Source organism: Pedobacter sp., from assembly GCF_035317785.1.
In the GTDB taxonomy this organism is placed as follows: Bacteria; Bacteroidota; Bacteroidia; order Sphingobacteriales; family Sphingobacteriaceae; genus Pedobacter.
Window position 1 is genome coordinate 1 of record NZ_DATHGC010000180.1, and the last position, 9060, is coordinate 9060.

The following is a 9060-nucleotide window of genomic DNA, read 5'->3' on the forward strand; positions in this document are numbered from 1 at the left end:
ACTTATTGTGAATAGAAAATAACATAATACCATTTAAATAAAAAGTGCGGCAGAACATGCCGCACTTCAGGTTAAAATTTAGGAATTGTTAGTTTACGTCCCAGAAAATCTTGGTTTGTAAATTGTCTTTAGCCTGAACCGCCTGGTAGTTTGCAGTATTGTAGGCAACCTCACTCGAAGGATAGATCCAACGGTTAGGCGGTAATTTTTGAGCACTTGAATTGTCAGATTGAAAAGTAAGCACCGGCGCGTCCATTCTTCTGATCTCTGCCCAGCTTTCCAAAGGCTGTACAACACCATAATGCAGCCATTTCTCCGTAGCTATTAGCCGCAATTTAGCCGCATTATTTGGTGCCGCTGTCCACAATACAAGCGGGTGATTGGTATAAGCAGCAATTTGTACATCATTTGTTGGAACGAGTGCCGGTGAAGTCCCGTCTTTACTAAAGCTTCTAAGCCAGTAATAATAATTGACAGATTGTTTAATTCCCGCCTCATATGCCGTTTTTGCCGCACCATCATTGCCCGCTCTCAGGTAATACTCCGCTTTAAGATAACTAACTTCTGCCGCTGAGATCAATACTCCAGGGAAGAATTCATTACGGCTAAGTGTAGAGCGGTTATAGATCGCTATAGTACCCCCATTAATCAAATCAGTTTGTGTACCCCCGTTTAATGTCTGGTCAAGACCATTATAAACTCCACCTGCCTTTTCACCAGGTTCATACATTGCTCTCAATCTCGGATCAGCAGTTGTTTTCATCCTGTCGATCGTCACTTTGCCTGCAATATTACCATTCCAGTCTTCAAGGCCAGTTCTAAAGCCTTTCGCATTGATGTCACTTCCCAGGTCAAAAACTTTAAGCGCAATGGTTTCATCATTAGTGGTCACCACAGGATATTTCGCAGGATCATTAAATATTGCCCCCATTTCCTGGCTAGCCCTTGCCTGAAATTTAGTCGTACCCGAAACCCTGTTCAGCATTCTTAAACGAAGCGAGTTGCAGTACCTCTTCCAAAGTGTCAGGTTTCCCTTATTCACCAGGTCCTGGGTCTCAAAACTCTTTACAAGTGCTGCCGGAATTACCAGTGTGTTCAGCTCATCAGAAAATTTCTGAAGATTGTCAAGCATGGTGGTATAAATGTCCTCTGCATTCTGATACTTGGCATATGAAGCAGAATAATTGCCATTATTAGTGCTTAGCATACCTGCTTCAGCCCAGGGAATATCGCCGTGCAAATCGACTATTTTTTGCGTATGGTCATAAAAGTAGATCGTGGCCGTCAGCATAAAAACACGCATTTCCGCTTGCTGTTCAGCGGTTAGCTTGCCGTAAAGTTTCTGCAGCTCCCTGTATTGGGTCAGAAAGTTGTAGTAGTTATTCCATCTGTCGGTAATACCGGCGCTGCCAGGCACATATTGTCCCGGAGCATTAACCCACCCTGCAGCCTGTATATAGTGATTTACCGAAGTGCGCAGCACAACAAAGTAATTCCAATAACTGGGAACCACATATTCTCTATTGGTGAACATCATTCCAGTGTACTGTTTTTCAACAGAGGAATTTGTTATAAGTGAGGGGTTTGCATAAGAATCCTCATACGTTGATTTTTTACATGAGACCACAAGTATCGCAGGGATAAGGGTCACCATTATAAGTGATAATATCTTTTTCATATCAATAATTTTTTTCTGCCTGCCAATTAAAAACCAGCTCTCAGCATTAAACCATATGTTCTTGTCGCCGGGTTTGAACCTGCGTTATTTACAGTCTGTGTCCATCTCGATCCCGAGGTCATTTGTTCAGGATCAAGATCTTTCAATGTCCTGTACACAAAGAACAAGTTCCTGCCAAAAGCAGAAAGCTGTATGTTCTTGGCGCCCAGTTTACTCGCGAAGCTAACAGGGAGCTTATAACCAAAAGAGATCTCCCTCATTTTTACATAAGAGTTTTTCTTTACATACAATTCGTACCTCGACGCACCATATTGCGGACCACCCCAGTTATAAGTGTTCCAGTAATAATACGCCTGAGATATTACATTTGTGTTAGGTGTGCCATCGCCATTTACACCCTGCATCAGCATACCGTCAGTATATACTTTTTCGCCGTTAGGCCCCTGAACAGCGTTGGTCTGTACACCTTTTCCACCCGACATATAATAGCTTAAGCCGCCATGTTCCGCATCCATGTAATTCAAACTTTCTTCGAGCAAGCCGCGGCTGATCATCCAGTTGATACCTGTTGGCATCACATGCCCACCTATTCTAAAGTCCAATACCACATCAAGAGAAAAGTTTTTATAATTGAAATTGTTGATGAAACCACCAGTCACCTTAGGCATGGCATTACCGGCCTTAACCATCTTATTGGCATCCAGCTGATAAAGTCCGTCGCTGCTGATCAGTTGTTGCCCGGCATCATTAGTAGCAATCGGGTGAACATAGATATCTCCCATCGGTTGGCCCACTATAGATTTTAACTGAGCCGCGTTTCCATCATAATCCGCGTGCAGCAATTCAGTCGCGCCACTATTAAGGCTCTCCAGAACATTCTTGTTTTTCGCAAAATTTAAGATGGTATTCCAGTTAAAGCCTGTAGCATACTTAAGCGGACTTGCTGTGAACGCGATCTCAATACCCTGATTGCGCAAAGTACCGATGTTTGCAAGGATAGACTGAGCTCCGGAAGATCCAGGTAGAGTAAGCGGCAGGATCTGGTTCTTGGTCTGCGTGTTGTAATAGGTGACATCCACTCCCAGCCTGTTATTGAAAAATTTCGTCTCCAGTCCAAATTCATATTCATTTTTACGTTCCGGAACAATCAGGTCATTACCGTAAGCGGTCTGAGTAGTAGTATACAATACAGAACTGGTTCCTCCCTGCGAGCCAAGTGTATTTTGCGTATAGGCCACATTTGCAGCATATATTTCAGGATAATTTCCTACAATTCCCCACGAAGCCCTTAAACGTCCATAGTTAAAAAATGAAGGCAATTTAAACGCATCAGAAAAAATAAAACTCGAATTCACTGACGGATAAGTGAAACTATTTTGTTCCGGTCTCATTACCGAGATCCTGTCTTTACGGAGCGTACCTTCTAAATATAGAAACTCTTTATAATTAGTACTCAATGTTCCGACAAAAGCAGTTTTAACTAGGTAATTTCTGAAATTATATCGATCGCTCGAACCCGCCAGATCTACTGAAGATTTCAGGTCAAACCAGTTTTCCACACTCAGGCCAGTACGCGTTTCGCGCTGCAACGAAGTATAAGTTTCCCTCGTAGCAGTTACACCGCCCATTGCGCTGATCCCAAAATCAGGAGTTATTTTTTTACTATAGGTTAGCAAAGCATCTCCATATAATATTTTGGCCATATAACTTGAAAAGGCAAAAGAGCCCGAATTTCCAAAAGCCAGGGGCTTTTCATTAGGATTAGAATTCTCAATCCTTCTGGAAGTATTGTCAGTTGAAAACCTCGCTCTCAATTTCAGATCATCGATGATCTGCCAGGTATTTGTCAAGCTCGCTATCAATCTGTCGCTGTATTCATTCTCCTGATTCTCCCTTACATTCCACATGTAATCTGCAACATCTGGCTTAAAACCAGGATATATGATATTCTCCCCGGGTGTTAAGCTCTGAGTCCCGGCACCGGATACATATTTATATCCCCTGCTGGTTTTATATCTTGCAGCATACCAGTCAGGATTGTCAAACCTGCCAATCATACCGGTAAAGTTATTGATCATGCGATCAACCATGAAAGGACGGTTATGAATATATTGGTTGTTGTAGTTGACCATCAGGTCAGTAGTCACCTTTGGGCCAAACTTAAAAGTACTGTTTAAATTTGCGATGTTCTTCTGATGAATTGCGCCATAACTTACACCCTCATTGTCCTGCCTGGTCAACGAAAACCTCACATTCGAATTCTCTCCCCCATGGGCTACTGCCACATTTACATTAGAGTTTTGAGCTGTCTGAAAGAAATTAGAATAGTTGTCTTTCTGCGCTTCATAAGGTCTGATCTGTCCATCCCAGCTTAGTGTAGGCTGACCATCAAACTTAGGCCCGAAGTTGATACTAAATGCACCAACACCCCTGGTTTCCTTGCTACCATTACCATCCAGATCCTGCCACACAAATCCGGCTTCATCCTGTCCGCCATCTGAAAGGAAGGAATGGATACCAGGACCCCTCACATCCTGATATCTTGGCAGATAAGCAACCTGATCTGTTGAATAATTTGCATTTACATCAACAGAAAAACCCTTATTGCCTCTGCCGCTTTTAGTAGTTACCAATACCACACCATTTACCGCTTCCGAACCATAAAGTGCAGCAGCCGACGCGCCTTTTAGAATAGTAACACTTTCTATATCCTCAGGGTTAAGGTCTAATAAACCATTTCCACGCATACGCTGATCACCCCAATAGTCATTATTATTGAATTCCCCGTCTCTGATCGGAACGCCATCTAATACGATTAGCGGTTGCGTTTTACCGGTAACTGAGTTTACTCCCCTGATGTTGATGTTTACACCACTGGTAGAACCACCTGTAGCCGAAGCAATTCTCACACCCGGAGCCTTACCGTACAATGCCGAAGCAAAATTGGTTGCACCAGCCTGGGTAATATCCTTGCCGGAAACTGTATTCACCGCATATCCAAGCGATTTCGACTCACGTTTCACGCCCAAAGCCGTCACCACCACCTCAGATAACGCATTCGCGTCTTCCACAAGCGAGACATCTAAAGTAGCTGAAGTGCCGACTGTTACCTCTTTGGTGACCAAACCTACTGAACTAAAGGTCAATATACTCCCGGGTTTCACAGTGATCGAGAAATTTCCCGCAGCATTTGAGGAGGTTCCGTTTTTAGTCCCCTTTTCGTGGACGCTCACCCCTGGCAGCGGCAGTCCTGACTGATCCGTTACCTTTCCGGTAACTGTTTGTTGTGCATAGGAGACTGTCGTAATGCACATGCATAGCAACAGCACCAAACACCTTAAGTAGAAATGTTTCATGGTTATTTAAGTTTAGTTTGTCAGAATATATTGCTAAGAAGCCCCTACATTCAAAAATTAAGTTTTTAGTTAGGCTAAACTTAAAATATTTTTTCAAAGAAACCTAGAAACTTTATAAATTATTTTTTAACTAATATGCACTTTAGCACTAAAAGCATTTAGCATTCTAAAAAAGAGTGATTAAATTTAAAAGGAAAATGGGGAAATTGTACGATAATAACATCAGCACTGCACACAGAGCGCCTCCCAACGTCATATTTCCATCGGAATGACACCGTTATTTCAATAAAACTGGAGAAAAACTAGGTGAACTGGCAGTTTTCTACTACCAGTATCGCTGCACCAAGCAGCTCCGATTTTATGCCAAGTTCAGATACAGAGATGGTAGTCTGCTCTGCCAGCATCGGAATACAAAATTCATTGATGGCCTGCTGCACCGGCGCCATCAGGATCTTTCCTGCTATGGAACCACGGCCGCCAAGCACAATCACCTGCGGGTTCATGATGTGGATCAGTGTCGCTATGCCTTTGCCGATCAGCAAGCCTGCTTCAGAAAGTATAGATACCGCCAGCGGATCCCCTGCTTTCGCCGCATCGAGAAAATGATCACCGGCAGATTTTCTGTCGTCAGCAAATAAATCCTGCAATCTTGAACTTACCCCTTTGGCCATTTCCGCTTTAGCTTTATCGACCAGTACCAAAAGAGAAGTATCTACTTCAAGACAGCCGCGTTTTCCGCAAGAGCAGATCTTGTTGTTTTGAGAAATGGGAATATGACTAAACTCACCCGCATATCCGCTATGGCCTCTGAACAAACTCCCGTTAATGACCATGCCCAATCCTATACCCCAGCCAATATTAACTACCAGCAGATCACTTGCCGCTTTTCCCGCGCCAAATCTCAGTTCCGCAAGGGCAACCAGGCTCGAATCATTGTCAATCATAACCGGCAAAGCAAGCTCCTTGCTCAAATGATCCCTTAGACTCACATTGCCTTTCAATTTAAAGAAAGTATGATTTAAGCCCAATTCCGCATTTACAAAGCCTGGCATCCCAATTCCGACGCCCAGAATCTGCTCCTGCGGGATTCCTGAACGCAAAATGTAATCCTTTAAGAAATCTATCAGGCTCTTGACCAGAGCAGGATCGTCAGACAGCGGCAAGCTAAAAGACGCTTCCTCTACCTTGATGTTGTTGTGCAGATCATAGATGGCAGTTCGCGTAACCAATTGGTCCATAGCCACTGCAACAATATATTTTTGTTTATCTTTGTTGAGCAGGAATGTAGAAGCTCTCCTTCCGCCGGTAGAAGGCGCAAGTCCCGACTCCAGAATATAGCCCTCCTGCAGTAAGTCGTTGACAGCGGTGGTTATCAGCGGCAAGCTCTTTGCAGTCAGCCTGCTGAGATCCGGCAAAGTGAGCAGCTGATTCAAGTACAATTGCTTGATCACATCACGGCGAAGCTGCTGATATTTCTTTAGAGTTGCTGTCAATTCATCTGGATTATATAACCAAACATATAAAATTTTATATTAATTACATCATCCTTCATAAATATTTTACGAAGCTATTAGTAGCTGCACCGCCAAGTCCTTTATTTAATAAGAATTGTCTGCTATATTTACAAAAGTAATCTCAAGACATTATGGCTAATACTCAATCACAAAACAAGCTAAAGCACGGACAAGTCCAATACATTGAATTTCTCTCCAAAGATCTTAAACAGGCCAAACAATTTTATACAGAGAGCCTGGACTGGAGCTTTACTGACTATGGCCCTGAATATACAGCTTTTGAAGGCGAGTACGTTGATGGTGGTTTTACTACGGGGAAACCGGCCAAAGGAAGTATATTAGTTGTTATTTACTCCGAAGATATCGAGGCAACCAAGAATAAAGTATTAGCGGCGGGTGGTATAATTGTAAAGGACATTTTCAATTTCCCCGGTGGGAAACGCTTTCATTTCACAGATCCGGACGGTAATGAACTTGCAGTATGGTCAGCATAAAATTCTCCCTCCACATCTGAGCATTTGAGGTTACTAAGTTATGAGAATCGGGATGTAACTATTTAGTATTCAATACTTTAATAATGTCCAGCTGAGCAACCATTTGCTAATTCTCTTTGGTTTTCAATTCATTTTCTATCTCTTCGATTGTAGGCAGGCTTGACTGCAGGTTTTTAGGTAATGATCTCGTCAACTCAAACTCAGAAATGCCAATGGGTTTGTTCATATCCCTCAAAGCATATTCGGCCATAACTTTGTCTTTAGTCTGGCAGAGAATCAGGCCAATAGTGGGCTTATCTTCTTCGTTTTTAATCAAATCATCTACAGCTGAGCAGTAGAAGTTCATCTTTCCTGCATATTCCGGCTTAAAGTCACCCTTCTTTAAATCAATCACAATAAAGCATCTCATTTTTAAGTGATAGAATAGAAGATCAAGATAAAAATCCTGATCACTAACTGTCAATTTATATTGTCTTCCAACGAAAGCAAACCCAGCACCCAATTCTAATAAAAACTTTTCTACATGCTTGATCAGTTCTGTTTCTAATTCTCTTTCAGTAAAAGGTTGAGTGAGTGTTATGAAATCAAAAATATATGGATCTTTTAATGTTTCCCTCACCAAGTCCGATTGCGGATCTGGCAATGTTTTCGGGAAATTATTGACAGTCTCTCCTTGCCTTAAATGAAGATTGCTCTTTATCATCAATGCCAGGACATCTCTGCTCCAGCCGTTGACTATCGCCTGCTCCATATACCAAAGTCTGGCTTTCTTTTCCTTGACCTTCTGCATGAGTAAAATATTGTGCCCCCAGGGAATTTGTGAAACAGGCTGTTTCATAAACTCAGCTTTTAGAATGGCGTTATCTTGTAATTGTGAAACAGCCTGTTTCGCAATTATATTTTCAAAAGTATATTCCTTAAAAAACTGAACCATGAACTGAAGATTTCTTTCTGAAAACCCTTTAATTTCTGGTAATTCATTTTTGATATCTCTGGCCAATCGAGATGTTACCGTCGCTCCCCAACCTTGCTCTATCTGTTGTTGATGGATTAATTTGCCAATGTCCCAATAAAGCATGATCATTTCAGCATTAGCTGAAAGAGCAGCCTTTATTTGAGCACTACGAATACGAGCTCGTATATTCGTCAATAAAGATTGATAGATGTTGATTTCCATGTTGCTAAACTATGTATCTTAGATATAAAAAACCAACTAAAAAAGGGGCTCCCGGGTTTCCCCGGGTATGCCCCCTTACCTTCTTGCCTTACATTACCACTGTTGCCCCCAGATAGTAACTCTCAGAAACCAGATTTTTGGTTTTCACAGAATTAAGGCTCAGGTAACAATGCACATTGTCGCCACTGAAGTTAGACGGCAATGCCAAATCGTACTGCTGCACTGACCTCGCTACTACATCCTCTACGCTTACAAACTCCATTTTGGAAGGATTGTAAACCAGTAGTGTAACCTTGTCAGTCGCATCCTGATACTTGCCATCATTACCGATATTTGTCCAGCTAATGTCCAGCTGTGCATCAACTGTAGTTGCCATCGTGATATTCGAAGGCAATTTCAGCTTACCGCGGCTATATTTCACCTTCGGATAATCAATGGTGAAATTGGGTGCCACACCAGTTATTGCATTGCTCAAGTGATAAGACACCGCCAGATTCATTGGAGTTTCTACACTGCTTAATGCTTTGTAGCCCACATCAATCAGCGGACTGATCCAGCTTAGAAAGCGGGTGATGAGCCCAAACCTGGCACGCTGGTTCAGCTGATCTTCAGTTGGCGGCTTGTTGCTTTTACGTGGCAAGCCTTTGATCACGTCTAATGAGCGCCAGTAAGCTCCGATTACTGACCCTGTTTTGTTGCGAAATCCACCCAGGATTCCTTGTCTGATAATTCCCATTTTGTTAAGAATTTAAAAATTGATAAATCTGTTAATTCGACATGCGGTCCGAAATTCAGCCAGGCTTCCCGGGAGCAAGACATCAGATCTGAGCAGCATGACGAT

At 42.5% G+C, this 9060-nt stretch carries 6 protein-coding genes; 1 reads left to right on the forward strand and 5 read right to left on the reverse strand.

The genetic code is table 11. The annotated features are described in order from the left end of the window. Positions 1-88: 88 nt before the first annotated feature. From VK541_RS10995 to VK541_RS11005, 3 genes are all read right to left on the reverse strand, one after another. Complete coding sequence (locus VK541_RS10995; protein ID WP_324369968.1) at positions 89-1678, reverse strand: SusD/RagB family nutrient-binding outer membrane lipoprotein; 1590 nt, start codon at positions 1676-1678, stop codon at positions 89-91. A 26-nt stretch (positions 1679-1704) separates the two neighbouring features. Next, on the reverse strand, positions 1705-5034 hold the full coding sequence (locus tag VK541_RS11000; RefSeq protein WP_324369970.1) for a SusC/RagA family TonB-linked outer membrane protein: 3330 nt from the start codon (positions 5032-5034) through the stop codon (positions 1705-1707). Positions 5035-5336: 302 nt separating this feature from the next. Beyond that, positions 5337-6527 carry an ROK family protein gene (locus VK541_RS11005; RefSeq protein WP_324369972.1) on the reverse strand — a complete coding sequence of 397 codons (1191 nt, stop codon included), beginning with the start codon at positions 6525-6527 and terminating at the stop codon, positions 5337-5339. A gap of 152 nt (positions 6528-6679) precedes the next feature. Here VK541_RS11005 and VK541_RS11010 point away from each other — a divergent pair, with 152 nt between their 5' ends. Beyond that, positions 6680-7042, forward strand: a complete 363-nt coding sequence (locus VK541_RS11010; protein ID WP_324369974.1) for a VOC family protein — start codon at positions 6680-6682, stop codon at positions 7040-7042. Positions 7043-7148: 106 nt separating this feature from the next. Here VK541_RS11010 and VK541_RS11015 read toward each other — a convergent pair whose 3' ends face one another. Together VK541_RS11015 and VK541_RS11020 are read right to left on the reverse strand one after the other, a co-directional pair. Next, positions 7149-8219: a PDDEXK nuclease domain-containing protein gene (locus VK541_RS11015; protein ID WP_324369976.1), complete on the reverse strand. Its 1071-nt coding sequence runs from the start codon at positions 8217-8219 to the stop codon at positions 7149-7151. 88 nt (positions 8220-8307) lie between these two features. Continuing rightward, positions 8308-8955 (reverse strand): DUF6266 family protein, encoded by a 648-nt coding sequence (locus VK541_RS11020; RefSeq protein WP_324369978.1) that lies wholly within the window; start codon positions 8953-8955, stop codon positions 8308-8310. Positions 8956-9060 lie beyond the last annotated feature (105 nt).

Excerpts from the sequence above, each read along its gene's own strand:
- VK541_RS10995 (WP_324369968.1), bottom strand. The coding sequence starts at position 1,678 with ATGAAAAAGATATTATCACTTATAATGGTGACCCTTATCCCTGCGATA.
- VK541_RS11000 (WP_324369970.1), bottom strand. The coding sequence starts at position 5,034 with ATGAAACATTTCTACTTAAGGTGTTTGGTGCTGTTGCTATGCATGTGC.
- VK541_RS11010 (WP_324369974.1), top strand. The coding sequence starts at position 6,680 with ATGGCTAATACTCAATCACAAAACAAGCTAAAGCACGGACAAGTCCAA.
- VK541_RS11015 (WP_324369976.1), bottom strand. The coding sequence starts at position 8,219 with ATGGAAATCAACATCTATCAATCTTTATTGACGAATATACGAGCTCGT.
- VK541_RS11020 (WP_324369978.1), bottom strand. The coding sequence starts at position 8,955 with ATGGGAATTATCAGACAAGGAATCCTGGGTGGATTTCGCAACAAAACA.